Origin of the sequence: Nocardioides sp. (assembly GCF_036405735.1) — a bacterium.
GTDB lineage: Bacteria > Actinomycetota > Actinomycetes > Propionibacteriales > Nocardioidaceae > Nocardioides.
Genome location: NZ_DASWXC010000018.1, coordinates 19,704 through 42,042, shown reverse-complemented (window position 1 = coordinate 42,042; position 22,339 = coordinate 19,704). Strand labels below are relative to the sequence as shown.

General features: G+C 71.1%; 18 protein-coding genes. 2 read left to right on the top strand and 16 right to left on the bottom strand.

Annotation, left to right across the window (positions count from 1 at the left end):
* Positions 1 to 11 precede the first annotated feature (11 nt).
* From VGE38_RS03400 to VGE38_RS03375, 6 genes are read right to left on the bottom strand one after another with little or no spacing between them, the layout of a single operon-like run.
* Positions 12 to 1,364 carry an NAD-dependent succinate-semialdehyde dehydrogenase gene (locus VGE38_RS03400; protein WP_331141131.1) on the bottom strand — a complete coding sequence of 451 codons (1,353 nt, stop codon included), beginning with the start codon at positions 1,362 to 1,364 and terminating at the stop codon, positions 12 to 14.
* Complete coding sequence (gene speB / locus VGE38_RS03395) at positions 1,361 to 2,371, bottom strand: agmatinase (protein ID WP_331141130.1); 1,011 nt, start codon at positions 2,369 to 2,371, stop codon at positions 1,361 to 1,363. Before speB ends, VGE38_RS03400 begins: the two co-directional genes overlap by 4 nt.
* Positions 2,368 to 2,778: a cupin domain-containing protein gene (locus tag VGE38_RS03390; RefSeq protein ID WP_331141129.1), complete on the bottom strand. Its 411-nt coding sequence runs from the start codon at positions 2,776 to 2,778 to the stop codon at positions 2,368 to 2,370. The genes speB and VGE38_RS03390 overlap by 4 nt, the downstream gene beginning before the upstream one ends.
* On the bottom strand, positions 2,778 to 4,415 hold the full coding sequence (locus VGE38_RS03385; RefSeq protein WP_331141128.1) for a N,N-dimethylformamidase beta subunit family domain-containing protein: 1,638 nt from the start codon (positions 4,413 to 4,415) through the stop codon (positions 2,778 to 2,780). Before VGE38_RS03385 ends, VGE38_RS03390 begins: the two co-directional genes overlap by 1 nt.
* A 12-nt stretch (positions 4,416 to 4,427) precedes the next feature.
* Positions 4,428 to 6,929: a CehA/McbA family metallohydrolase gene (locus VGE38_RS03380; RefSeq protein WP_331141127.1), complete on the bottom strand. Its 2,502-nt coding sequence runs from the start codon at positions 6,927 to 6,929 to the stop codon at positions 4,428 to 4,430.
* Between the two features lie 57 nt (positions 6,930 to 6,986).
* The gene (locus tag VGE38_RS03375) at positions 6,987 to 8,480 is read right to left on the bottom strand and encodes an APC family permease (protein ID WP_331141126.1); all 1,494 of its coding nucleotides are present in this window, start codon (positions 8,478 to 8,480) and stop codon (positions 6,987 to 6,989) included.
* A gap of 322 nt (positions 8,481 to 8,802) precedes the next feature.
* Between VGE38_RS03375 and VGE38_RS03370 the strand changes: the two genes are divergently transcribed.
* A complete protein-coding gene (locus tag VGE38_RS03370; RefSeq protein ID WP_331141125.1) occupies positions 8,803 to 9,741 on the top strand; it encodes an Lrp/AsnC family transcriptional regulator in 939 nt (312 codons plus the stop codon).
* A 21-nt stretch (positions 9,742 to 9,762) separates the two neighbouring features.
* On the opposite strand, the gene VGE38_RS03365 is transcribed toward VGE38_RS03370, so the two are convergent.
* The 3 genes from VGE38_RS03365 to VGE38_RS03355 form a co-directional block, all read right to left on the bottom strand.
* Positions 9,763 to 11,127 (bottom strand): NAD(P)/FAD-dependent oxidoreductase, encoded by a 1,365-nt coding sequence (locus tag VGE38_RS03365; protein WP_331141124.1) that lies wholly within the window; start codon positions 11,125 to 11,127, stop codon positions 9,763 to 9,765.
* Entirely contained in the window at positions 11,124 to 11,882 is a 759-nt protein-coding gene (locus tag VGE38_RS03360) for a hypothetical protein (RefSeq protein WP_331141123.1), read from the bottom strand. The genes VGE38_RS03365 and VGE38_RS03360 overlap by 4 nt, the downstream gene beginning before the upstream one ends.
* A 111-nt stretch (positions 11,883 to 11,993) precedes the next feature.
* Positions 11,994 to 13,463 (bottom strand): MFS transporter, encoded by a 1,470-nt coding sequence (locus VGE38_RS03355; protein ID WP_331141122.1) that lies wholly within the window; start codon positions 13,461 to 13,463, stop codon positions 11,994 to 11,996.
* Positions 13,464 to 13,683: 220 nt separating this feature from the next.
* On the opposite strand from VGE38_RS03355, the gene VGE38_RS03350 reads away from it, so the two are divergent.
* The gene (locus VGE38_RS03350; RefSeq protein ID WP_331141121.1) at positions 13,684 to 14,286 is read left to right on the top strand and encodes a TetR/AcrR family transcriptional regulator; all 603 of its coding nucleotides are present in this window, start codon (positions 13,684 to 13,686) and stop codon (positions 14,284 to 14,286) included.
* Between the two features lies 1 nt (position 14,287).
* Here the strand turns inward: VGE38_RS03350 and VGE38_RS03345 are convergent, their stop codons facing one another.
* Genes VGE38_RS03345 through VGE38_RS03315 form a run of 7 tightly spaced genes read right to left on the bottom strand, consistent with a single transcriptional unit; the run spans position 14,288 to position 22,119 of the window.
* Complete coding sequence (locus VGE38_RS03345; protein WP_331141120.1) at positions 14,288 to 15,763, bottom strand: aldehyde dehydrogenase family protein; 1,476 nt, start codon at positions 15,761 to 15,763, stop codon at positions 14,288 to 14,290.
* 28 nt (positions 15,764 to 15,791) lie between these two features.
* Positions 15,792 to 16,889, bottom strand: coding sequence for a Zn-dependent alcohol dehydrogenase (locus VGE38_RS03340; protein ID WP_331141119.1), 1,098 nt, complete (start codon positions 16,887 to 16,889; stop codon positions 15,792 to 15,794).
* Positions 16,890 to 16,922: 33 nt separating this feature from the next.
* Entirely contained in the window at positions 16,923 to 17,708 is a 786-nt protein-coding gene (locus VGE38_RS03335) for an enoyl-CoA hydratase/isomerase family protein (protein ID WP_331141118.1), read from the bottom strand.
* Positions 17,709 to 17,710: 2 nt separating this feature from the next.
* Positions 17,711 to 19,321 (bottom strand): AMP-binding protein, encoded by a 1,611-nt coding sequence (locus VGE38_RS03330; RefSeq protein WP_331141117.1) that lies wholly within the window; start codon positions 19,319 to 19,321, stop codon positions 17,711 to 17,713.
* The gene (locus tag VGE38_RS03325; RefSeq protein ID WP_331141116.1) at positions 19,318 to 20,106 is read right to left on the bottom strand and encodes a gamma-glutamyl-gamma-aminobutyrate hydrolase family protein; all 789 of its coding nucleotides are present in this window, start codon (positions 20,104 to 20,106) and stop codon (positions 19,318 to 19,320) included. The genes VGE38_RS03330 and VGE38_RS03325 overlap by 4 nt, the downstream gene beginning before the upstream one ends.
* On the bottom strand, positions 20,103 to 21,470 hold the full coding sequence (locus VGE38_RS03320; protein ID WP_331141115.1) for a glutamine synthetase family protein: 1,368 nt from the start codon (positions 21,468 to 21,470) through the stop codon (positions 20,103 to 20,105). The genes VGE38_RS03325 and VGE38_RS03320 overlap by 4 nt, the downstream gene beginning before the upstream one ends.
* On the bottom strand, positions 21,463 to 22,119 hold the full coding sequence (locus VGE38_RS03315) for a hypothetical protein (protein ID WP_331141114.1): 657 nt from the start codon (positions 22,117 to 22,119) through the stop codon (positions 21,463 to 21,465). Before VGE38_RS03315 ends, VGE38_RS03320 begins: the two co-directional genes overlap by 8 nt.
* Between the last annotated feature and the right edge of the window lie 220 nt (positions 22,120 to 22,339).

Sequence of the window (22,339 nt, the reverse complement as noted above, 5' to 3'; positions counted from 1 at the left end):
CGTAGGCGTGGTCAGGCGATCGTGCGGATCAGCTTCTTGTTGACGAACTCCTCGATGCCGTAGCGCCCCAGCTCCCGGCCGAAGCCCGAGCGCTTCACGCCTCCGAAGGGAAGCTCGGCGCTGTCGGCCAGGACGCCGTTGACGAAGACCATGCCCGCCTCGATCCCGTCGGCCAGCCGGGCGGCCTGCTCGGGGTCGGTGGTGAACACGTAGGACCCCAGCCCGAACGGCGTGTCGTTGGCCAGCTCGAGCGCCTCCTCCTCGGAGGAGACCTTGAAGACCATCGCGACCGGCCCGAAGAGCTCCTCGTAGTAGGTGTCGCTCTCCTTGGCGACCCCGGTCAGCACGCCGGGCGGGAAGAACGCGCCGTCGCGCTCGCCGGCGGACTCCAGGCGGGCACCCTGCGCGACGGCCGTGTCGACCTGCTGCTGGAGCCGGTCGGCCGCTGCCACGGACGAGAGCGGCGAGATCGCCTTCCCGGCGGCCTTCACCGCGGCGGTGAACCTCTCGACGAACGGGTCGTAGAGATCCTCGGCCACGATGAACCGCTTGGCGGCGTTGCACGCCTGGCCGGTGTTGTCCAGGCGCGCCGCGACCGCCTGCTCGACGGTGGCGTCGAGGTCGTCGGTGGAGAGCAGGATGAACGGGTCAGCCCCACCGAGCTCGAGGACGACCTTCTTCAGGTGCCGTCCGGCGATCTCGGCGACGGCGGCACCGGCGCGCTCCGAGCCCGTCAGCGAGACACCGGCCACCCGCGGGTCGGCGATGAGGGACGCGACCTGGTCGTTGGTGGCATAGACGTTGACGTAGGTCCCGTCCGGCGCACCGGCGTCGTCGAAGATCCGCTGGATCGCCGCGGCGGACTCCGGGCACTGCGGGGCGTGCTTGAGCACGATGGTGTTGCCGACGCACACGTTCGGGCCGGCGAACCGCGCCACCTGGTAGTAGGGGAAGTTCCACGGCATGATCCCCAGCAGCACGCCGTACGGCGACCGCCGGATCACCGCGGAGCCCTCCCCCTGCAGCAGCTCGATCGGCTCGTCGGCGAGCAGGCTCTCGGCGTTGTCGGCGTAGAACTCGTAGATCGCGGCGCTGAACTCGACCTCGTCCTCCGCCTGGTCCAGCGGCTTGCCCATCTCGCGCACGATGATCGCGGCGAGCTCCTGCTTCCGCTCGCGGTGCAGCTGCGCGACCCGGCGTACGACGCCGGCGCGCTCCGCGACCGTGGTACGCCGGCCCCACGCCCGGCTCGCCCCCGTGGCGGCGGCCAGCGCCGCCTCGATCTCGGCGTCGGTGGCGGTCGGGTACTCCCGCACGACCTCGCCGGTGGCGGGGTCGGTGACGGCGTAGGTGCTGGCGGTCACTGCGTTGCTCCGTTCTGGTTCGCCCCGTCGGCGCCGCCCGCCTGGAGGGCAAGCAGGGTCACGAGGTCGTAGGCGACGTGGGAGGCCGAGATGCCGGTGATCTCGGCGTGGTCGTAGGCCGGCGCCACCTCGACGACGTCGGCGCCGACCAGGTTGAGCCCGGCGAAGCCGCGGAGGATCTCGAGCAGCTCGCGACTGGTCATGCCGCCGGCCTCGGGGGTGCCGGTGCCGGGGGCGTGGGCGGGGTCGAGGACGTCGATGTCGATCGAGACGTAGACCGGACGGTCGCCGACCCGCTCACGCAGCCGCTGCACGACCTCGGTCACGCCCTGGTGGTAGACGTCCGCAGAGGTCAGGATGCCGAACCCGAAGCGGCGGTCGTCCTCGAGGTCCTTCTTCCCGTAGAGCGGACCCCGGGTGCCGACGTGGCTGAGCGCCTCGGTGTCGAGGATGCCCTCCTCCACCGCGCGACGGAACGGCGTGCCGTGGGTGTACTCGGCGCCGAAGTAGGTGTCCCAGGTGTCGAGGTGGGCGTCGAAGTGGATCAGCGCCACCGGGCCGTGCTGCGCCGCCACGTTGCGGAGCAGCGGCAGCGCGATGGTGTGGTCGCCACCGATGGTGAGCAGACGGGCACCGTCGGAGGTCAGCTCGGCCGCCCCGGCCTGGATCGCGTCGATGGCGGCCGGGATGTCGAACGGGTTGACCGCGAGGTCGCCGGCGTCGGCGACCTGGACCAGCTCGAACGGCGAGGCGTCGAGGGCGGGGTGGTAGGGCCGCAGCAGCCGCGAGGACTCCCGCACGTGCGCCGGCGCGAACCGCGCCCCCGGCCGGAACGAGACACCGGTGTCGAACGGCACGCCGGCGATCACGACGTCGGCGCTCGGCACCTCGTCGCGCCGCGGGAGCCGCGCGAACGTCGCCGGCCCGGCGTAGCGCGGGACCAGGGAGCTGTCGATGGGACCGACGTTGCCGCGGGCCTCGACCCGCGGGGTCTCCAGGGCGCTCATCGCATCGCCACGAAGTACTTGACCGACGGCTCCATGGTCTCCCACGTGCCGCGGAAGCCGCGGGGTACGACGAACGCCTGGCCGGCGCCGAACTCGCGGCGTCCGCCCTCGGTGTCGACCACGGCCACCCGGCCGCTGATCATCACGCAGAACTCGGTGTAGGGCCACGACTCGAAGAACACCGTGCCCGGCGTTCCCTCCCACAGGCCGCCGAGGGAGTCCTCGGCCAGCTGGACGGCGCGGAACTCCGTCTCCGACCAACCCTCGCTGACCTGGTCGTAGTCGGCCGGGTCGGGCACGATCGGCAGGCCGGACCGGTCGACGGTCCGGACTGCGTCGATGCTCGCCGGGCCGGTGATCGGGCCCGTGATCAGGCCGGTGATAGGGCCCGAGATCGGGGTGGTCATCAGTTCTCCTTGCTGGTGAAGCGGTCGAGGACGTTGCGGACGATGCGGTCGACGAACGGGTCACCGACATGGAGGGCGTGCGACCACTCGGTCGAGCCGCCGTTGAAGACCTCGCCCTCACCACGGGTGAAGGCGGCGATCATGCCAGCGCCGCGCATCTGGTTCTCGTGGACGTAGTCGGGGAGGTCGTCGCCGAGCTCGGCGTTGTAGGCGTAGACCTCCGCCTCGGGGCCGCCGATCGGGTACTGGCCGCCGAACCGGTCCTCCTCCCCCTTGGCCGCGGGGCACATGGCGAGGATCTCGAGCGTCTCGGGCGCACCGTCCTCGAAGGTCGGGTAGGGCAGGCCGCGGCGGAAGGTGTACTCGACCGAGTCGACCTCGAAGGAGGCCAGGAAGGCCGGCGCACCGCCGAGCAGGTCGCCGTAGTAGAGGTCGGTGCCGGCGAAGGCCCAGTGCTCGGGCCGGTAGACGGTGAAGCCGCCGGAGGAGCGCGGGACCGCCGCGCCGTAGCGGTTGTAGATGCCGCCGAGACCGTTGAGCCCGATGGTGGTGGCGCCGGGACGGCCGACGCTCTTGGCCTCCCAGTTCGTGGTCACCAGGTGCGGCGTGGTGGCCGCCGCCGGGTCGAGGGAGGGCAGTCGGTAGCAGTACTGCGTGGTCGAGTCGTCGCTCAGCCGGACCTGCCACTGGAAGTTGCCGGCGAACCGGGCGAAGCCGCCGCCGCGCTCGACGAACGCGTCGATGACGTCGCGCATCTGCCACGTCCAGTACTCGTCGTGGCCGACGACGACGGCGCACGGGTAGTCGTCGAGGACCGTGGGGTCCTCGTGCAGGTCGATCTGCGTCAGGTAGTCCAGCTGGTAGCCGGCCTGCTCGGCCCACACGACGAAGTGGCGCTCGTACGTCGCCCACCCGGTGTCGGCGTGGTGGCGGCTGTAGCCGTTGTAGCGCGCCCACTCGTAGGAGTCGTAGCGCGGCACCCAGCCGATGCCGGGGGTGTACGGGTGGTACTCGCGGGGCGCCTCGATGGGCTTGCGCAGCATGCCGCGGCCGATCGGGCGCTGGGTCGAGGACAGCGGCGACCCGGAGTCGCTGCGGGGGTCGTCGCCGATGCCGCGGTAGTGGTTGGCCCCGCCCCAGTCGTTGTAGGCGCTCAGCGTCCCGGTCGTGAGGATGAGCGCGATCGGGCGGCGCCGCTCGGCGGTGCCGCGGACGATGAAGAAGTGCTCCCGCTCCCAGACTCCGTGCGGGGTCTGGTTGCGGACGATCACCAGGAAGAAGCCCGAGCCGAGGTCCTCGGGGATCTGCCAGGTGTGCGTGGTCTCCCAGCCGCAACCGGTGGCGTAGGCGTCCTCGGACGCGTCCTGCCGCGGGGCGGTGAGCCCGATGGCGTGGTGCACCGTGACCGGCTCGGCGCCGTCGCGGATGATCTCCAGCTCGAACTCGGTCGCCGTGGACGACACGTGCAGGTCGACGGTGTCGCCGGGATCGTAGGAGTAGCGGCCGGTGTAGGCCCAGGTCTCCGGGATCGCCGGGTCGGTGAACGGACGCTCGGAGGGCCACCCCTTCGGCGACCACGCGAACGGCGGGGCCACCGTGTTCGTCAGCGCGGCGAGGGTGTCGGGGTTCATGGTCATGGTGCTGACTTCCTAGGGCTGTTCGTGCTGTGGGTGCTGCTCGATACGGGCCTGCAGCGCGGCGCGGGCCTCGTCGAAGGGACGGGTGAGGTAGGCGAGGTGGTCCGCCTCGCCGTGGCGGTGCCGCACCGTGCCGGCCCACTGCGTGCGGGCCTCCTCGGTGACGTGGCGCCGGGCCGCCTCGACCATCGCGAGCATGGTCGAGGCCACCTCCGGGTCGTGACGCTCCCAGGCGCTGCCGATGCTCACGTAGACCGGCGAGGTGTGGGCGACGACCGGTCGCGCCCACGTGTCGGTGTGACGCGGACTCGCGCCGCTGGCGCCGAAGCACCGTGCGACCAGCCAGTCCGAGCCCTCCACCGGCAGCTCGACCTCGAGGCGGTGCGTGGCCGCGTCGGGCGCGACGGCCTCGGTGTGCACGACCTCGCCGTTGCGGACCAGCTCGATGCGCTCGACGCCGAAGATGGTCTCCAGCTCGACGACCACCCGGACGCTCGACCGGTCGGCCAGCACCGTTCCCGGCGGCTGGTCGTCGACCCGCAGCCACAGCAGCGGGCCGCTGGAGACCATGGTGTCGCCGCGCCGGATGCCGGCGCACCAGCCGTCGAAGTCGACCTCGCCGCCACGGGTGGCGGCGTAGGTGCGGACGAGCCCGACCGGGACCTCGCTGGTCATCTTGTCGGTGCCGCCGACGAGCGGGACCCGGAACCCGGCGTTGAGGTAGCGGTAGTACTCGGTGATGTTGTAGTCGTCGTAGGCGATCGTCTCGACGGCGTCCAGCCGCCCGGTGGCGAGCAGGGCCGCGGTCTCGCCGTACGGCACGGGGAAGTGCGCGAGCACGACCGTGCCGCCCTGGGCGTGGCACTCGTCGGCCCAGTGCGACAGCGTCGTGGCCAGACCGCCGCCGAGCTCGGCCTCCTCCGAGCCGCCGGTCGACCACGGCATGATCGGCCGGCGCAGCCCGAGCAGGTTGATGTGCCCGAGCATGTTGGTGCGGTTCTCCTGGCCCGCGAAGACCACGGTCTGGTGGTCGTGGGAGACGTGGGCGTGGCCGGTGAACTCCTCGGTGTTGGTGAAGTGCTCGCCCCACTGCGCGAGCAGCAGGTTGGCGACCTGGAGGTCCTCGGCGCGGGCCTCGAGCTCGGCGCCCTGGGTGGACATGAAGTGCACGTGGGTGTCGCCGCTGACGTAGCCGCGCGCCCGGGCGTCGAAGCGCCGCGAGAGCACCAGATCCAGCCGGTCCTGCTCGGGCGCGATCTCGACGGTACGGCGGATCGGCTCGTACTCGAAGCCGCGGGCGACCTCGACCTGCACCGGCCCGACCGGCAGCCAGCCCTCGCAGGTGCCGTCAATGGAGGCGTACGTGTAGCTGCCGAGTCGCACGTCGCCCCCGATGTCGAGGTTCCAGGTGCCCCCGTCGGAGTTGATGTGCGCGTGGTGGCCGTACGGCGAGATCGGGATGCCGTCCGGCGTCTGGAACCGGATCCGGCACGGGACCGGCTGCCCGTCCTGGTCACGGACCGTGGTCGTGACCCAGTTCTGGTCCGGGCGCGGTAGCCGGACCACGCCCCAGTCGAACTCCGCCCGGCCGCTGTCGATGAGATCGCCCCACCGCAGCTGTCCGAGGGTGGTCTCGCCGTCCCCGACGGTCAGCGTCGCCGACGGCGACGCCGACACCTTGGCGTAGCCGGTCGGCCAGGACTCCGGGCGCGACCGGCCCCAGCCACCGGGCAGCTCCGGGTCGGCCTCGACGTCCGGAGCAGTGCGGTAGACGTAGGTCGCGCTGCCGCGGTCGATGGCGAGCGACAGCGACTCCGTGACCGACGCCCCCCGCAGCTCGACCAGCACGTCGCGCGCGACCGTCCGGGTGAACGGCTCCTCATCCAGGTCGCTCACGGTGACGGCACCGACGATCAGCGACGCACCGCGCGCGGTCGCGGTGAGCTTGACCAGCTCCAGGTCGGGACGCGGGTTCTCCATGCCCCACAGGTAGAACCGGTACGGCAGCACGTACGGCACCCGCGACTGCGGGTCGTCGATGCCGACCAAGCGGGCACCGGCCTCGTCGTACCGCCCGCAGGCCCGGTCCATCAGGACGTGCTCGGCGTCGTTGCGCGCCAGCAGTGGCGTCTGCCCCCAGTCCAGCGGCAGCGGCCGGTCGTCCCACCTGCGCGGGGTCGGGCCGATCTCGAAGCGCTGCCGTAGCGGCTGGGTCAGCTGCGACCCGTCGCCGTAGTGCAGCGTGTAGGAGCCGACCTCCTGGCCGACACGGCCGCCGTCGTAGAGGTCCGGCTCGAGCAGCGCGTGGGCGAAGACGAGCCACGTGGGCCGGCCGCCGACGGCGATGTCGGCGGTCGCGCCCGACGCGACCAGGAGCACCGCGCGCTCCCGGTCGCCGAACCGGAACGGCAGCCCGTGCAGCTGCCGCTCGCCGAGCTGCACGTCGTCGGGGTCCTCGAAGATGTCGACGCCGGCGTTGGCGACATCGGCCAGGTCGAGGGGCTGGTAGCCCATCGGATCCTCCTGCCGCGAAGGGCTCGGGTAGCTCGGGATCATCTCTGCCTCACGGACCTATCGGCCGGCGCCGAAGCGGGGGTCGTCGTCCAGGTCCTCCAAGGTCGCGACGTTCGTCGTGCCGAGGCCGTCGTACACGTCGCGGGCACGGGCCCGGAGGTAGAGCGCCCGCGCCAGCCCGCCGACGACGGCCAGCGCCGCGATCACGAACAGCGTGGTGTTGACCGCCGGCGACCCGCCGGAGAACAGGTCGAAGTGGCGGATGACCATGGCGAACACGACGGCCAGCGCGATCGAGGCGGTCAGCGGGGCGATCAGCGTGCGCCACAGCCCGACCTCGGGGTGGTGGCGGCGCATGTAGACGACCACCGCGAGCGCGCACATCGCCCACAGCGCGATGATGCCGAGGAAGCCGAGCGCGCTGCCCCACAGCAGCAGGCCGAGGTACGGGTCGACGTCGAGGGCGACGCAGACCACCAGGACCACGATCGCCGCGACCGTCTGGGCGGCACCGGCCACCCACGGCGAGCTGGTGCGCGGGTGGGTGCGACCGAATGCGGACGGGATGAGCCGCTCGCGACCCAGGGCGTAGGTGTACCGGTTGCTGGCGTTGTGCAGGGAGAGCAGCGCGGCGAAGGCGCTGAGGAGGATGAGCAGCGAGACGACGTCACCGAACCACGACGGCAGCTGCTGGTCGAAGAGCGCCAGCACCAGGCCGGCCGGGTCGGCACTCGCGGCGTCCGCGATGTTGCCGGCACCGTAGGCGGTGACGACGGCGTAGGCCATGATCGCGTAGAAGACGCCGATGACGGCGACGACGAGGTAGGTCGCGCGGCGCACGGTGCGAGCGCCACCGGAGGCCTCCTCGGAGTAGATCGCGGTGGACTCGAAGCCCATGAACGCACCGAAGATCAGGCCGTACATCGGGCCGGCGCTGGGGTCGAGCACCGCGGACGGCGAGAACGACTCGGCCGAGAAGCCCGAGGCGCCGCCCTCGGCGAAGACGCACACGGCCAGGATCACCAGGGCGACCATCTCCAAGGTGAGCACGACGGTCAGGACCTTCGCACTCGCGGTGATGCCGCGGTAGCCGAGGACGGCGACCGCCACGACGCCGATCCCGGCCCAGACCCACCACGGCAGGTCGACACCGAGCAGGCGCTCGGCGGACTCCTGGGCGTAGAGCCCGAGCGCGCCGTACGTGGAGATCTGCAGCGCGTTGTAGGCGACGACGGCCAGCAGGGCCGACGCGGAGCCGGCCTCCTTGCCCAGGCCGCGCGCGATGATCGCGTAGAAGGCGCCCGTGTTGCGGATGTAGCGCATCACCGAGGTCAGTCCGACGGCGAACAGCCCCATCACGACCGCGGCGACGAGGTAGCCGCCCGGGACGGCGGAGCCGCCCACGAAGAAGTGGAGTGGCATCACGGTCGCGACCAGCGTCAGCGGCGCGAGCGCCGCCATCGCGGTGAACACGAGCTCCGGCAGGCTCAGCGCGTTGCGCGCCAGTCCGGTCCCGGTCGTGGTGGGCTCCCCCAGTGCTGCTTGTGACATCGTCGGCTCCTCAGTCAGATCGGGCCGGAGACTCCGGCGGGCACCGGTCGTCCACCTGGTCGGCGGCGACGGTCACGACGAGCAGCAGGCGACCCCGGGAATGCGACGGCGCTCTCGTTGCGAAGGTGCGGTGCCCGACCCTAGGTACCCGACCCCCTCACGGCAAGCCGTTCGTGCGCCTGCAGGGCGGCCTAAGTGTCGATCGGTCTCACACGGCGGCCCAGGCGCTTCCGTTATGACCGATGGGGCCATTCGTAGCGACGTTTTGGCCTAGGATGGCCAGCCAAAGTTGAGTGCGAAAATTTTCTGGGGAGGCGTGTCGGTGGACACCGCGGACGAGGCGATCGTCGAACTGCTCAAGCGCGACGGACGGCTCGCTCACCGCGAGATCGCGCGGCTCTCGGGACTGCCGCGCTCGGCCGTCGCCACCCGCATGCACCGCCTGCTCTCCTCAGGCGAGGTCGCGATCCGCGGCGTGGTGCACCCTGCCGTGAGCGGCCGCGGCTCGTTGGCCTACGTCGGCCTCAGCGTGGACGGCTGCGCCGTCCCGGTCGCGAGCAGGATCGCCGAGCGGGACGACGTCTCGTTCGTCTCGCTGCCCACCGGCCACCACGACGTGGTCACGGAGCTTCGCGCCGAGTCGGCGCTCGCGATCGACACTGCCGTCGGCGAGCTGCGCGCGATCCCTGGCGTCCGCGCGATCGACACCGTCCCGTACGTGGAGGTGATCCGGGACGTGGTCGGTCCGACCGGGGTCCTGCACCACACGGTCGACGCGACCGATCTCATGCTGCTACGGGCACTGCAGGAGAACGGGAGGGCGTCGTACGTCGAGCTCGCCGGGCTCGTCGCGCTCTCCCCTGCCGGGGTGCGACGCCGCGTGGTGCGCCTCGTCGAAGGACAGGTCATCCGGATCGGCGCTCTCGTCCGCCAGTCGGGGCGCGACCACCAGGTCGCCATGGGCCTCGGCATCCGGCTCGCGGGCGACCACCGCGACGTCACCGAGGCACTGCTCGGCATGCCGGCGGTCAGCTTCCTGGCCCGCACCCTCGGCCGCTTCGACCTGCTCACGACGCTGCGGTCCTTCACCCCCGGCCAGCTCACCGAGGCACTGGAGGCGGTGCGCTCGCTGCCCGGGGTGCACGGGGTGGAGAGCTGGAGCCACCTTCGGTTCGTGAAGGAGAGCTACGCCTCGACCCATCTGGCCACCAGTCTGGCCACCCATCTGCCCAGCAATCTGCCCAGCAATCTGGGTGGCTGACGGCGCGCGGGAGCGCGGCCGTCATCGGCTCGCCGTCGGCTCCGATGCCAAGGCGGCGCCGCGCCGGGCGTTGCGTCGGCTCCCGTTGATCCGGTCGTTGAAGCGGTCAACGGCCCAGATCATCCGCAGCCCCAGCCGGCCCATCATCATCGGGGGCGGGAACTTCGGCTTCTCCTGCCACAGGGTCTGCAGGTCCTCGTGCCGCTCGCCGTCGACGATCGCGTCGGCGATGAGCGTGCCGACGTACGGCGCCTGGGCGAGGCCGTGGCCGTTGCAGGCGATCGAGTAGTGGATGCGGTCGTCGAGCTGACCGGCCAGCGGCAGCCAGGACGAGGTGATCGCGATCCATCCGCCCCAGGCGCGCTCCACGGCGACGTCGGCCAGAGAGGGGAACCGGGTCGCGAAGGCGTCGGCCAGCTCCCGCACGAGCGCGGGGTCCGGTGTCCGCGGCGGGAGCGGGTAGCGCGTGCCGCGCTCGAGCCGGCGGACGCCGAAGACGATCGTGTTGCGCGGGGTCAGCCGGTAGTTCTCCATGATGGCGTGCTGGGTCACGAGTCCCATCCGGCTGGTCCAGCCCAGCGCGGCGAGACGGCGAGGGTCGATCGGCTCGGTCTCGACCTCGATGACGTAGATCGGCACGGAGAGGTGCTTCGGCGTGATGTCCCACTCGCCGGCGAAGGCGTTGGTGGCCAGCACGACCCGGTCCGCGCGCAGCCGGCCTCGAGGAGTCGTCAGGACGACACCGCCGTCCTCGCGCCTGATGTCGGTGACCTTGGTGCGCTCGAAGACCCGCGCCGGCGTGCCGAGCAGCACCTGCCGCATGCCGAGGGTGAACTTGCCGGGGTTCATCATCCCGCCGACGACCTCGCGCATCCCGCCGACGAAGCCCCGTGGGATCCCCAGCTCCTCGCTCGTCCCGACCTGGACGTGCCCACCAGCCCGGGTCACGATCTTCGCCACACGTCGCACCCGGCCCATCTGGCCGCGCGAGACCGCGGCGAAGGCGTTGCCGGTCGCCTCGTAGTCGCAGTCGATGTCGTGCTTGGCGATGAAGTCCTCGACGTGGTGGGCGGCGCGCTCGGCCAGCCGCATCATGCCCGGCATCCTCTTGCGGGAGAGCAGGTTGAGCAGCTGCAGGTCACCGCCCGGGGCCCCGGCGAGCTGCCCGGCGTTGCGCGAGCTCGAGCCGTGTCCGCAGAACTCCGCCTCCAGCAGCACGACGTCCTGACCGCGCTCCGCCAGCCGCAGCGCCGTCGACATGCCGTTGATGCCGCCGCCGACGACGGCGACGTCGCAGGCCAGGTCACCGACCAGGGGTGGCCGGACGTCCGCGGGCGGGTCGACCCAGCCCGTGAAGTCGGCGTACTCGACGTGGTCGGTCCTCATGCGAGCACATCCTTCGGCGCGACTGCCTCCGACGCCCGGCCCGGCGCCACGTTGTGGTCGTGCAGTGCGCGGTAGGCGAAGAAGTAGGTGAACAGCTGCAGGCCCCACACCGTGAGCGCCAAGGCGTAGAAGAGCGCACGGTCCTGGAGCGGATCGACGGAGGCCGGGAACGGGAAGAAGTCGTAGCCCAGCGCGATCCCCGTCCCGGCGAGGCTGACCAGCAGGGTGGCGATGGCGACCTTCGTCGCACCGATGTCCCACAGCCGCTTGGTGAGGTAGACCAGGAAGACCAGCGTCAGCAGGTTCACGACGAGGTAGATCGTCGCCGGACCGGTGTAGAGAATGTGGTGACCGGCGTCGTCGACGTGGTCCTGGAACTTCGACTGGCCCAGGTAGAGGCCGGCGCCGATGCCCACGGCGAAGATCGCGACGTCCACCGCGACGCTCGACTTGTAGCGGTGCGTCACCGCCAGGAACCCGACGACGAGCAGCAGGGTGATGCCGACCGAGCGCGAGAACGCGTCGAGGAAGAACGCGACCGCGTACTGCGGACTGGCCTCTCCGGCCGCCTTGTCCTCGGGGAAGCGGAGCGCCCAGATCAGGAAGTTCACCCCTGAGGTGGCGATGATGAACCACTCGAGGCCGAGCAGGTAGTTGCCGTACTGCTTGATGAACTTCCAGCCGGCCCAGTAGCCGCCGGCGATCATGATCACGTCGCCGACCAAGAACGCCAGGGCGTAGATGTCGTCCCTCATGTCTCTTTCCTTCAACTCAGGTGTGGATCTCCGGCTGTGGCGCTGGAGAACGGTGATGTCCGGTCGAGCGGCGTGCCGCCGCGACATGAAGCCGCGGCGGCACGCTCGGGGCTAGGAGCCGGTGACTGCGGCGCGCCGACCCGTGCGAGCACGGGAGACCAGCACGGTCACGACGACGAGGAGCGCCAGTACGCCCGCGATCCAGTAGCCGGTGCCGTAGAGGCTCTCGGCCGCGACCTCGAGCGTCGTTCCGGGCACCGGGACCACGGACGCGCTGAGATCGGCGCTGACCAGTGCGGTTCCGAAGGCGAAGCCCACCGCCATGAAGGTGCCGGCGACACCTGCGGCCATTCCGGCCTTCTCCTCCGAGACGGCCATCTGCACCATGGTGAAGCCGGCGGCATAGCCGATGCTGCATCCCAGGCCCATGACGGCGGCGCCGACCAGGTAGTGCCACTGTTGATTGTGGGCCACCGCCAGCCAGGCGAGGCCACCGACGCTGATGAGTGCTCCGACGACGAAGACGGGCACGCCGCGACCGTTGGTGACGGGCCGGTCGACCAGGATGCTGCCGATCAGGAAGGTCACCGCGAACGGAACCATCAGCCAGCCGGTCTCCAGGGCGCTGAGCCCGAGACCGTAGGCATCGGTCGGGCGGAGCGCCTCAGGGATGATCTGCGCGTAGGTGCTGAGCAGGAGCAGGAAGGCCGAGTTCACGGCCGCGAACAGCGCGATGCAGACACAGGACGCTGTCACCAGAGGCGTCTTCATCATGGCGACGTCGAAGACCGCCGAGCTCGACCGGCGCTCCACGCGGATCCAGGCGATGCCGCCGACGACGCCGAGCGCCAGCGGAATGAGGGCAGCGTTCCCCCAGACCAGACCCTGGGTGAGGGTCAGCAGGATGGCCGCGACCCAGGCGATCATCCACACCGTGCCGAGTGCGCCGACCCGACCGGAGCGCTCGGCAGGAGGCGTGTGCGGGATCGCGACGAACAGCACGATCGTGGTCGCAGCACTCACGGCCGTGAGGATGACGAAGAAGCTGCGCAGCGACAGGTCCTGGACGATGAGGCCGCCCCCGATCATGCCGACGACGATGCCGACGCCGGTTGCGATCACCAGCACGGCCACGCCCACGGTGATCCCGTTCTCACCGAGGTTGCGGCGAAGGAAGCCGAGCGGCAGCAGCTGCGCCGCGCAGCCGAACCCCATCAGGACGCAGCCCGCGAGAAGAGTCGCGTAGGAGTCCCCCATGGCAGGAACGAGTGCGCCGACGGTGAGGAAGGCCGACGCCGCCGCGGAGGTGTTCCGGTCGCCGTACACGTCGGCCAGCCGCGGCAGCAGGATGAAGCCCGCTCCCCCGCCGAGCGTCAGTGCGGTGTAGAGCCAGGTCGTCTCCGCCACCGTCGCCAGCCCGTACTGCGCCTGGATGACCGGCAGCAGCGGCGGGAGGATGAAGATGACGGCGTTGGTCAGCACGACCATGAGGGCGCCGACGCCGATGAGCAGGCTCTTGCTGGTCGCCGGGTCGCGCCTGGCGCCGCGGGCGGCGCTGGCTGGTGCATGGGTCTTGGTCATGGAGGTCTCCGATTCCTGCGTCGAGCGCTGGGCGGGCTGGTGTGATCCGGCTCATACGCTAGGCCATAGTTGGTCACCTGATCTAGATGTCCGTCCAAGTTGTTCGACCAACTTTTTCCGGCAGCGCCGCCTCCGCAACTCGTCACTGACGCACTGCTAGAATCGACGTGACTTAATCAAACGTCTAACTCGCTCGAGTGTTCTGCTCCGGAGGTCCCCCATGCCGCGTATCCCGGTCGCCCAGCGACGCAGCGACTTCATCGAAGCCGCCGTGGAGGTGATCGCGAGCCATGGGATCGACGGTGCGACGACGCGACGCATCGCGGAGCAGGCCAAGGCGAACGTCGCGATGCTGCACTACTGCTACGACTCCAAAGAGGACCTGTTCGCCGACGTGTTCGAGTTCGTCGCTGCCAGCTATCGCGGCGTGGTGGAGGACACCGCACCGCACGCCGGCCTCACCGACACGGCTCGTCGGCTCCTTCGCGGCGTCATGGAGCGCTACCTGGAGTCGGCCAGCTTCACCGCTGCGACCCTCGAGCTCATCAGCTGGGCGCGACGGCAGCACGGCGACCGGGGCATCGCCGTGTACGACCAGGCGCTCGACACCATGCGCACGGTCCTGCGCGGCGCCGCCGGTGACGACCCGGTCAGCCCGGAGGCCCTCGACGAGATCGCCTACGTCATCGCCACCCTGGCCGACGGGTTCGCCCTCAGCTGGTTGACCTACGGCGACCGCGCCGCCGCCACTGCCCAGATGGACATCGTCGTCGCGGTGCTCGACTCGTGGCTGGCGGCGCGGGTCGCGCCCGCAACCGCGTAGGTCACAACGGCAGGTCGGGCGAGTCGACGCCCACCACCCGGTCGCCGCAGAAGACCCGAACCGACTCGGCCGGCCCATGGCCCCCGATGCCGGCCGGACCCCAGAAGCTCTGGGCCGAGTCATCACCGAGGTCGGCGACCTTGGCGCCGTTGACCCGCACCTCGCCGGCCACGATCCGCGCGCCGACCTCGATGGCTCGGTCGGTGTCGCTGCCGAACACATAGGCGTCGAGGCCCGACGGGTGGGCATTGGCGATCCGTAGCGCCTCCTCCTCACTGTCCACCGCGTGCAGTGAGACGAGCGGGCCGAACAGCTCGGCCGTCGCCCGGACGGGGTCGGCACCCACGGCCACCGTGGGCGACAGGAAGTAGCCGTCGAGCTCCGGTAGGCGGGCGGGCTGGTGGACCGTGGCCCCGAGCTCGCGCAGCCCCTCGATCCGCTGCTGCAGGGTCGCGTAGTGCGGCGCGTTGGAGATCGGCCCCACGTCGCTGCCCTCGTCGAGGGAGTGACCGATGACGAGCTTCTCGATCCGCTCGGTCAGCGCCTCCAGCAGCGGAGCGACCAGCCCGCGGGGGGCGAGGACCTTGCCGGGGCCCTCGCACCACTGCCCGTTGAGCTTGGTCATGCCCTCGAGGATGCCGTCCGCGGTGACGTCGATGTCGGCATCGTCGAGCACGAGCACCGGGTTGTTGCCGCCCAGCTCCAGTTGCAGGACCTTGAAGTCCTCCGCCGCGGCGCGCGCGATCGCGCGGCCCGCCCCCGGTCCGCCGGTGAAGGAGACGATCTTCACCCGCGGGTCGGAGGTCAGTCGCGCGCCGACATCGCCCGCGCCGTGCACCAGCTGCAGCGCGCCGCTCGGCAGACCGGCCTCGATGAAGCACTCGGCGACGAGCTGTGCGCTACGGGGCGCGTGCTCCGACGGCTTGAGGATCACCGGACAGCCGGCCGCGATCGCGCTGACGACCTTCGCCGCCGGAATGAAGCTCGGGCCGTTCCACGGCGTCAGGATCGCGGCAGGACCCCACGGCACCTTGTACAGCCGGACGTCGCGACCCCCGGCCTCCAGGGCGGTGACCCGGGGAATGCTCACCAGGTCGGCCGCCGTCGCGCGGATCCGGAACGGCAGGAACGCCGCCACCTTGCGGGTCACGCTGATCGGCGTACCGCTGGTGAGGGCGTCGGTCCGCGCGATCTCGTCGGTGCGCCGTTCGATGATCGCGGCGGCACGCTCGAGCATCTCGGCCCGCTCCTGCCGGGCCTCCTCGTCCCATCGGCCGACGTCGTAGCTCAGCTCGGCGTGCCGCAGGGCGCGCTCGAGGTCGTCGGGAGTGGTGCTGACGGCGCGGTGGACGCGCTGGCGCGTGTTGGGGTCGAGGTTCCACGCGTCATCCACGGTGGCGCATTCGCTCCACTCGTCGGCGATGTAGTTCAGCGGCTGGGGCATCTCGATCCCGGGGGCGATCTGGGGGTCGGGCATCAGGGTCACCTCTGCAAATAGCGGTTGGTCAGGACTGGAGGTCGACGACGATGCGCGTGACGTCACCGGACAGCATCTGCTCGAAGCCGTCGTTGATCTCGGCGAACGGGATGACGCGCGTGACCATCTCGTCGAGCAGCAGGCGGCCCTGCTGGTAGAGCCGCGCGAACTGGGCGATGTCCTCGCGCGCCTGGCCCGAGCCCATGTAGGAGCCGATGAGGCGCTTCTCCTCGAAGAAGAAGTCGAGGGCGGGCACGCTGAGCTCCGTGCCGGCCGGCGCGATGCCGACCAGGCACGCGGTGCCCGTGGGCCGCAACAGGGCCAGGGCCGTCTCGGCGGTCCGGGCCGAGCCGACGGCCTCGAAGGAGTAGTCCACGCCGTCGCCGAGCTGACGGCGCAGCTCCGCCACGGTGTCACCGTCGCCGCCGTTGATGACGTGGGTGGCGCCGTACCCGCGGGCGGCCTTCAGCCGATCGTCGTCGAGGTCGATGGCCACGATCGCCGAGGCGCCGGCGAGCCGCGCGCCCTGGATGATCGCGGACCCGACGCCGCCGCAGCCGATCACGGCGACCGTGCTCCCGGGTCGCACCTGGGCGCCGCGGAACACGGCACCGACGCCGGTGATGATGCAGCAGGCCAGCAGGCACCCGACCTGCAGCGGTACGTCGTCCGGGAGCCTGACCAGCGCGTTCTCACGCATCAGCACGTGCTGCGAGAAGGCACCGATGCCGCCGAGCCGCTCGATCGGCTGGCCGTCGACCGTCTGGAACGCCGGGGTCGCCCGGCGGCGGACCTCGTCGAGCCGCTGGCACTGCGTCGAGTGCCCAGCCTCGCAGTTGACACAGCGGCCGCAGGACGGGGTGAGTGCACCGACCACCCGGTCACCCGGACGCAGCGACGCCACGTCGGCGCCGACCGCCTCCACCACACCGGCCACCTCGTGTCCCACCACGACGGGCAGGTCGGTCGGCACCGTGCCGGTCATGTAGTGCAGGTCGCTGTGGCACAGCCCCACGTTGGTGACCGCGATCCGCACCTCGTGCGGCTCCGGGTCGTCGACCCGGATCGTGGTCAGCTGGAGCGGCTCGTTGACGGCGGTCAGGACCGCGGCCTGGGTCTCGATCATGTCTGTTCTCTTCTCTGTGGATGCTCGCGCCGCTCAGGAGCGGGACGACGAGCGGGGGTCCTTGGCGGCCAGGAAGCCCTGGACGCCTGCCGTGAGCACGCCGCTGTCCCACGACGCCTGGGCAGCGACGTCCTCGCGGGCGAAGGCGGCCTCGACCTCCTCGGCGAGCGGGCGCAGCAGCGCGAGATGGAGGGCGGTCGTGTTGCCCTCGGGTGTCCACCCGACGACGGTCTCGATCGCGCGGTCGAGCAGCGCCGTCGGCTCGACGACCTCGTCGAGCAGTCCGATCCGCAGCGCCTCGTCGGCGCCGACCCGCGGGGACCCGAGGACGATGCGCATCGCGTGGTGGCCGACGAGGCGCCGGAGCAGCACGCTGGAGGCGTTCGAGATCGTGATCCCCCGGCCGTTCTCCGGCTGGTAGTACTCGGTCGCGGGGGTCCCGATGCGAGCGTCGCAGCACAGCGTGATCTCCGAGGCTCCCCCGACCGCGATGCCGTTGACGGCCGCCACCACCGGGACCCGGGTCGCGAGGATGGCGCGGGTGATGTCGTGGAAGCTCGCGAACGCCTCACGGAACTCCGTGTCGGTCGTGGGCGCGCTGCGCAGATCCTCACCGGCCGAGAAGGCGCGGCCCGCGCCGGTGAGCACGATCCCGCGCACACTCTCGCCGGTGCCGAGCTCGCGGATCACCCGCGCCAACCGCAGGCGGGTCGCGACGTCCAGGGCGTTGAGCCGCTCGGGACGCCGCAGCGTCAGGACCGCGACGCCTCGGACGATGTCGACGTCGAGGGATCCGGAGCCCTCGGTGGGATGGGACATGTCTACCTCCTCGGCTTGGCGACGTCGTAGGTCACACCGGGAGACTCCTGGGCCCGTGTCTTCAGGGCCGGCTTGGAGACCCGTTCTGACGGAGTCCGGGGGAAGTCGGTGACGAACTCGACGTAGCGAGGCACCTTGAAGCGCGCCAGCTGCCGGCCGGCACGCTCGACGATCTGCTCGGCGGTCGCCCGATCGGCCGGCACGCCGGCGGCCAGCTGGACGAAGGCCTTCACCTCCTCGCCGAGGGTGTCGTCGGGTTCGGCGACGACGGCGGCCGTGACCACGCGGTCGTCGCGTTCGAGCGCTGCCTCGACCTCGACGCAGGCGACGTTCTCACCGCCCCGCCGCACCATGTCCTTGATCCGCCCGACCAGCTGGATGCCGCCGTCGGGGCGACGGACCACGAGGTCACCGGTGTGCAACCAGCCGTCCCGCAACACCTCGGCGGTGGCATCGGGACGGTTCCAGTAGCCACTCATCATCGGCGTCCCGGAGACGACCAGCTCGCCCGGCTGCCCGTCGGGTACGTCGGTGTCGCCGGGGTCGTGGGGGTCGACGACGCGCACCTGCTTGGTCGGCACGGGTCCGCCCAGACTCCCGCTCGCCACCGCCGCGGTGTCGTCGAACGGGCTGAACAGGTCGATCCCGGACTCCGTCATGCCGTAGACCTCGCGCCACGGAGCGCCCCAGCGCTCCTCGAGCTGAGCGTGCAGGGCGACCGGGATGCCGGAGCACAGCACCATGCGGAGCGCGTTCTCACGGTCGTCGGGGCTGGGCGGCTGCTTGAAGAGCAGCGTCGGCATGGAGCCGAGCACGTAGAAGAACGTCGCGCCGTGCCGGCGTACGTCCGCCATGAAGGTCGAGGCCGAGAACCGGGGCAGCACGACCAGCGGCGCGCCCACGGTGAGCGCGACCGCGGTGTTCCACTGCGGGTCCATGTAGGAGTACGGCTGGGAGGTGATCAACACGTCGTCGCGTCCCAGGCCGGTCACCGCGGAGCAGATCCAGCCCAGCCGCACCCAGTACCCGTGGGTGAGCATGCAGGCCTTCGGGAAGCCGGTCGTGCCCGAGGTGTACTGCAGGTTCGCCAGCGTCCCGCCGCTGACCGGCACGGCCGGCGCCGCGTCCGGGAAGGGCTCGGACCCGTCGTCGGCGACATCGACGACCCGCACTCCAGTCAGCTCACCGTCGTCGTGGACGACCTCGGTGACCAGGCCGGAGCGCTCCGCGTCGGTGAAGACCACGCGGGCGCCCGAGTCCCGCAGCACGAACGCCAGGTCGGCACGCTGGTAGCCGCAGTTGACCGGTACGGCGACCGCGCCGGCCTTCAGCGTCGCGAGCCAGACCACGGGCCAGTGCACGACGTTCGGCAGCATGATCGCGACCCGGTCGCCCGGCTGCACGCCGTCGACCTCGATGAGTCGGTGGGCCAGCCGGGACGTCCAGGCGTCGATCTCCGCGAAGCTCCACGACCACTCGCCGAAGCGCAGGAACTCCCGGGTGCCGGCGTCCTGCGCGCGCCGGGCGAGCAGCGCCGTGAGCGTCGGGACCGAGGGCTCCTGGCCCATCTGCTCCGGCGGCACGACCGGCTGGTCGGTGAGGTGGGTGGTCATCGGTCGCTCCTCTGCTCGAGCAGTCGGGCCGCCTCGCGGACGACCCAGGTCAGCGTCGGGTCGGTGCTCTTCATCCACTCGGGGTGCCACTGGACCCCCAGGACGGGGTGTCCCGGCACCTCGATCGCCTCGACGACGCCGTCGCCGGTCCGGCCGGTCACGACCACGCCGACACCACAGCGGTCGACGGCCTGGTGGTGCCAGGAGTTGGTGATCGCGTCGCCGCCGAACAGCTCGGCGGCGACCGAGCCCGGCGTGAAGGAGACAACGTGGTCGACGGTGCCGTCGGTCGGCGCGGTCTCGGGCGACAGGTGGGTCACCGACCCCGGTGGCAGGTCCGGCACGAGCGTCCCGCCGAGGGCGACGTTGAGCACCTGCAGGCCGCGGCAGACGCCGAGCACCGGGATGCCGCGGTCGACGGCGGCCCGGGTCAGCGCGATCTCGTACTCGTCGCGCGCGACGTCGTGGACCATCGGGTTCGTCCGTGGGTCGATGTCCCGGACCACCGAGGTGTCACCGCCCCAGAAGGCGGGGTGGACATCCTGCCCACCGGTGATCACGACGCCGGAGAGCCACTCGCAGATCGCCGCGACGTCGGTGTCGTAGGACAGGTGCACCGGGAGTCCCCCGGCCTCGGCGATCCGCGTCGCGAAGTCCGACATCGAGGTGTCGATGCAGCGGTCGCCGTACCGCTCGTCAGCCCGCTGCAGCAGGGAGAGCCGGAACCGGCGGCCGGTGATGCCGATCAACGGCCGCATTCCCGCGGCCTCCTCACGCGCGCTCACGGGAACTCGAAGTAGCGCGTCGACTCCCACTCGGAGAGCTCGGCGAACGGATCGCCGCCCTTGGTGTGGAACTCCATCCACTCCCACCGCCGGGAGGCGACCCAGAAGTCCACGAACTCGTCGCCGAGGTACTCACGCAGCAGAGGGTCGGCCTCCAGCGCCGCCCCTGCCTTCGACATCGTGTCGGGGATCCGCGACACGCCGCTGTCGTCGGGAAGGCACCACGCCATGTCCGTGACCTGCTCGGGCGGCTCGATGCGCCGTTCGATCCCGGCCAGGACGCCGGCCAGCACGACCGCGAGCGTGAGGTAGGGGTTGGCGTCGGCGCCCGGCAGTCGGTACTCCAGGCGCGAGTACTTCGGGTGCCCGGTGATCGCGCGCACCGCGGCCGTCTTGTTGTTGACGCCCCAGCTCACCGTGGTGGGCGGGCCCGTCAGGTCGACCAGCCGACGGTACGACGTGATCTGCGGCATCACGACGGAGGTCGCGCCCGCCATCGTGGCGAGCAGCCCACCGACCGCGTGGCGCATCAGCTCCGAGGGTCCGTCCTCGGCGAAGAAGCGATTCACCCCGTCGCTGTGGAGGGAGAGGTTGATGTGGGCACCTTGGCCGAAGCCCGCGGTCGGCTTGGCCATGAACGAGACGGTGTGACCCCGCTCGAAGGCCACCTCCCGCATGATCTGGCGGGTCCTCGCCCAGCCGTCGCACAGCGCGACCGGGTCCGTCGGGGCGAGGTTCAGCTCGGTCTGCCCGGGGGCCGCCTCGTCGGTCCATGCCTCCCACGTGATGCCGACCCGGTCGAGCCGGTCGACCACGGCCTCCATGTAGTCGACCCAGTCCTTGGACCGCGCCAGGTGGTACGTCGCCCCCGTGCTGCCACCCAGCGGCGTCAGGTCGCGGTAGCCGACCCTGCGGGCCTCCTGGACGGACTCCTCGAACAGCGTCGCCTCGATCTCGACGGCGGCGGTGGCGCCGTACCCGAGAGCGGCGAGCCGGTCCACCAGTCGGCGGACGAGGTTGCGCGGACAGATCGGCACCGGTGTGCCGTCCTTGAGCCAGTAGTCCCCGATGACCGAGTCCAGGCCGGGCTTCCACTCCACCAGGGTGGACATGTCCGGGATCATCTGGATGTCGTAGATGTTGCCGCGCCACTCCGGGAAGGCGTCGCCGAGGACGATCTCGTTGTTGAGGTCGATGGCGAACAGGATGTCCGCGAAGGCGAAGCCGGTGTCCTTGCCCGCGGCGAACTTCGCCAGCGAGACGTTCTTCCCGAGGAGGCTTCCCTCGTGGTTCGTGGCCTCGAGCCGGACCGCCCGCGCGGGGGTCGGCGAGGCGGAGTCCGTGAGCTGAGAGCGGTCAGACATCGAAACGCACCTTCCAGGAAGCGGCCGTCATGACCGACATCTGCGACAACGTGCCCCGGACCCGCAGACCGGAGGCCAGGGCGGTGAGGAAGTCGTCGGCGCCGCTGAAGACGCCGGCGAGGAGATCGGCGGGCCCGGCGACCAGGTACTCGGTCGCCCCCTCGCCGAACCGGCCGTGCTCGGGCCCGTCCGGCCCTTCGGTGTCGACGAGGAGGACCTCGGGAACGCCCCGGATCCCCCGCGTCAGCTGCCAGAAGCGGGCCGCCGCCTCACGCCAGTGCGGCAGCGGGGGCTGCAGGGCGCGCAGAACGCCGGCGGCGAGCGCCGCGTCACCGCTCGGCTCCCCCACGGGCGCGAAGCGGGCGTGGAGATCGACCACGACCGTCGCGTCCGGTGCGACCAGGACCCCGCTGCTCACCTCGACGGCGCCGGCGCCGAAGGCGATCGTCGCCGCCTGAGGCGTGTCGTGCGAGCGGACCGCGACGACGCCCGCGGTCCGGGCCAGGCCGTCGGCAGCGTGACCGCTCCGAGCGGAGTCACCCAGGGTCCGCCCGATCAGGCGGACCAGCGGACTCGCGTCGTCCTCGATCAGGATGTGCGATCCCTGCTGCGGCGTCGGCAGCGCGGTGATCGTCGTCGTTTCGGCCATTCCTCGGTCCCTCCGACCTCGTGTACCGGTGATCGATCTTAGTCATCTGACTCGATCGGTTGACCATGATGGTGAGACCTGCGCCACGGGCTTGTCAACCAGCTGTTCGCGCCGGCGTCCGATTCGCCCGATCCCGACCAGGACCTTGACGACGCGTGATCCGCCCCACACACTTGGTCACCTGACCCAATCATCTGACTAAGAGCCGACGCGCAAGAGA

What these genes read in the sequence shown, in the direction of transcription:
- VGE38_RS03355 (WP_331141122.1), bottom strand. Translation starts at nt 13,463, where the DNA reads ATGACCAAGACCCATGCACCAGCCAGCGCCGCCCGCGGCGCCAGGCGC.
- VGE38_RS03360 (WP_331141123.1), bottom strand. Translation starts at nt 11,882, where the DNA reads ATGAGGGACGACATCTACGCCCTGGCGTTCTTGGTCGGCGACGTGATC.
- VGE38_RS03340 (WP_331141119.1), bottom strand. Translation starts at nt 16,889, where the DNA reads ATGATCGAGACCCAGGCCGCGGTCCTGACCGCCGTCAACGAGCCGCTC.
- VGE38_RS03320 (WP_331141115.1), bottom strand. Translation starts at nt 21,470, where the DNA reads ATGTCTGACCGCTCTCAGCTCACGGACTCCGCCTCGCCGACCCCCGCG.
- VGE38_RS03385 (WP_331141128.1), bottom strand. Translation starts at nt 4,415, where the DNA reads ATGACCATGAACCCCGACACCCTCGCCGCGCTGACGAACACGGTGGCC.
- VGE38_RS03390 (WP_331141129.1), bottom strand. Translation starts at nt 2,778, where the DNA reads ATGACCACCCCGATCTCGGGCCCTATCACCGGCCTGATCACGGGCCCG.
- VGE38_RS03315 (WP_331141114.1), bottom strand. Translation starts at nt 22,119, where the DNA reads ATGGCCGAAACGACGACGATCACCGCGCTGCCGACGCCGCAGCAGGGA.
- VGE38_RS03330 (WP_331141117.1), bottom strand. Translation starts at nt 19,321, where the DNA reads ATGACCACCCACCTCACCGACCAGCCGGTCGTGCCGCCGGAGCAGATG.
- speB (WP_331141130.1), bottom strand. Translation starts at nt 2,371, where the DNA reads ATGAGCGCCCTGGAGACCCCGCGGGTCGAGGCCCGCGGCAACGTCGGT.
- VGE38_RS03335 (WP_331141118.1), bottom strand. Translation starts at nt 17,708, where the DNA reads ATGTCCCATCCCACCGAGGGCTCCGGATCCCTCGACGTCGACATCGTC.
- VGE38_RS03380 (WP_331141127.1), bottom strand. Translation starts at nt 6,929, where the DNA reads ATGGGCTACCAGCCCCTCGACCTGGCCGATGTCGCCAACGCCGGCGTC.
- VGE38_RS03345 (WP_331141120.1), bottom strand. Translation starts at nt 15,763, where the DNA reads ATGCCCGACCCCCAGATCGCCCCCGGGATCGAGATGCCCCAGCCGCTG.
- VGE38_RS03375 (WP_331141126.1), bottom strand. Translation starts at nt 8,480, where the DNA reads ATGTCACAAGCAGCACTGGGGGAGCCCACCACGACCGGGACCGGACTG.
- VGE38_RS03350 (WP_331141121.1), top strand. Translation starts at nt 13,684, where the DNA reads ATGCCGCGTATCCCGGTCGCCCAGCGACGCAGCGACTTCATCGAAGCC.
- VGE38_RS03365 (WP_331141124.1), bottom strand. Translation starts at nt 11,127, where the DNA reads ATGAGGACCGACCACGTCGAGTACGCCGACTTCACGGGCTGGGTCGAC.